General features: G+C 62.8%; 2 protein-coding genes and 1 pseudogene. All 3 read left to right on the top strand.

Annotated features, from left to right (window positions below; translation table 11 throughout):
* Nucleotides 1-138, top strand: a pseudogene (locus tag AKL29_RS45295) (short-chain dehydrogenase); the annotation flags it as partial.
* A 12-nt stretch (nt 139-150) separates the two neighbouring features.
* Complete coding sequence (locus tag AKL29_RS21765) at nt 151-1,332, top strand: acyl-CoA dehydrogenase family protein (RefSeq protein ID WP_050385572.1); 1,182 nt, start codon at nt 151-153, stop codon at nt 1,330-1,332.
* A gap of 23 nt (nt 1,333-1,355) precedes the next feature.
* A partial coding sequence (locus AKL29_RS21760; protein WP_050385582.1) for an acyl-CoA dehydrogenase family protein occupies nt 1,356-2,357 on the top strand: 1,002 nt, incomplete at its 3' end.

The following is a 2,357-nucleotide window of genomic DNA, read 5'->3' as shown; positions in this document are numbered from 1 at the left end:
GGCCCGAACGCGCTCGACAATCCCGATCTCCTGATGCCGCCGGCATCGGTCGCGGGAGCCTATTGGCAACTCTACCAGCAGCCGAAGAGCGCATGGACCTTCGAGCTGGAGATCCGGCCCTTCGGCGAGAAGTGGTAGGGAGCAGGTCAGATGGAGCTCGCGCTATCCCCTGAAGATGCAGCGTTTCGCGACGAGGTTCGCGCGTTCATCAAGGACAATTATCCGGCGGAGGTGCGTGTCGCCAATCCGGAGACCGATCTCTCCAAGGAGCAGATGCTGCTGTGGCATCGCATCCTGCACGACAAGGGCTGGATCGCGCCGCTCTGGCCCAAGGAATATGGCGGGCCGGGCTGGTCGGTCACCCGCCGCTTCATCTTTGAGCAGGAGACGACGCGCGCCGGCACGCTGCCGCCGCTGGCATTCAGCGTCACCATGGTCGGCCCGGTCATCTACACGTTCGGCAACGCGGCACAGAAGGCGAAATTCTTGCCGCGCATCCTGTCCGGCGAGGACTGGTGGTGCCAGGGCTATTCGGAGCCGGGCTCCGGCTCGGATCTCGCCACCGTTCGCACCAAGGCGGTGCGTGACGGCGACCATTACATCGTGAACGGCCACAAGACCTGGACCACGCTGGCGCAGCACGCCGACTGGATTTTCTGCCTGGTCCGGACCGATCCCACGGCGAAGCCGCAGTCCGGCATTTCGTTCCTGTTGATCGACATGAAATCGCCGGGCGTGACCGTGCGCCCGATCATCACCATCGATGGTTCGCACGAGGTCAACGACGTCTTCCTGGAGAACGTCCGCGTCCCCGCCGAGAACCTGATCGGCGAGGAGAACAAGGGCTGGACCTACGCCAAATTCCTGCTCGGCAACGAGCGCACCAGCATGGCCGGCATCGGCCGCTCGACGCGCTACATCGAGCGGCTGAAGAAGATCGTGAAGGCGGAGATCCCGCAAGACGATCCGGCGCATCTCGAATTCATCAGGGACATCGCCCGCGTCGAGCTCGACGTGCTGGCACTGGAGGCGACCGAGCTTCGCGTCGTGGCCCAGATGGCGCGCGGCATCGACCCCGGACCTGCGGCGTCATTGTTCAAGATCCGCGGCACCGAGATTTTCCAGAACATCACCGAACTCACGCATCGGGCGATCGGCAATTACGGGCTAGCGATCCGCGAGCATCCGGTCAGTGCCAATCATTTCTTGCCAGGCCCGGACTACGGCCACATCGCGTCGGAAAAGTATCTCAACTCGCGCAAACTATCGATCTACGGGGGATCGAACGAGATTCAGCGCAACATCATCGCGAAAGCGGTGCTTGGCCTATAGCAGCAGCGGTATGAGAGGATCGGATGGATATCCAGTTCACGGAAGAGCAGGAATTGTTGCGGTCCAGCGTGCAACGGCTGCTGCGCGACCAGTATGGTTTCGACGCCCGCCGCAAGATTGTAGCGAGTGAAGAGGGTTTCAGCCGCAAGCAATGGGCAGCATTCGCCGAGCTCGGACTGCTCGCGGCACCGTTCGGCGAAGAAGCCGGAGGCCTCGGTGGCGGGCCGTTGTCGACCATGATCATCATGCAGGAGTTCGGCCGTCATCTTGTGGTCGAGCCGTTCGTCGAGACCATCGTCGTGGCCGGCGGACTGCTGGAGCAGCTCGGCTCCCAGGAGCAGAAGCAGGCCTTCATCCCTGATATCATTGCAGGCAGCAAGGTCTGGGCGTTGGCATTCAGCGAGCGCGGATCGCGATTCGATCTTGCGTCCGTGGCTACTGAGGCGCGGGGGAACGGCAAGGACTATTTTTTAAGTGGGGAGAAATCGGCTGTCGTCGCTGCACCGTGGGCGGACTATCTGATTGTTTCGGCACGCACGTCGGGTCGTGTCAATGATCGAGATGGAGTGAGCCTATTCGTGATTGATCGGCGGACTGCCGGCCTTGATCTTCGCAGCTTCAAAGCGATCGACGGTCGCCGCGCTGCTGAAGTCACGCTACGTGGAGTGAAGGGGCGGCTGCTGGGTAGGGAAGGCGAAGGCGTCGAGGCGCTAGAAGCCTGCCGCAACCGCGCGATCGCCGCGCTTTGCGCCGAGGCGGTCGGCGCGATCGGCGAGCTGAATTCGGCGACGCTGGACTATTCCAAGACGCGTAAGCAGTTCGGCGTCACCATCGGCAGCTTCCAGGTGCTGCAGCACCGGATGGTCGACATGTTCATCGCGCATCAGGAGACGCTGTCCCTGATGCAGCATTTGAGCCTCAGCCTCAGCGAGGGCGAGGCCGGCCTCTCCCGGCTCGCCTCGGGCGCCAAGTCGAAGATCGGCTACGCCGCCAAGTTCGTGGCCGACCAGGCGGTGCAGCTGCAC

Origin of the sequence: Bradyrhizobium pachyrhizi (genome assembly GCF_001189245.1) — a bacterium.
Classification (GTDB): Bacteria; Pseudomonadota; Alphaproteobacteria; order Rhizobiales; family Xanthobacteraceae; genus Bradyrhizobium; species Bradyrhizobium pachyrhizi.
This window is presented reverse-complemented; position numbering and strand designations above follow the sequence as displayed.

What these genes read in the sequence shown, in the direction of transcription:
- AKL29_RS21765 (WP_050385572.1), top strand. Translation starts at nt 151, where the DNA reads ATGGAGCTCGCGCTATCCCCTGAAGATGCAGCGTTTCGCGACGAGGTT.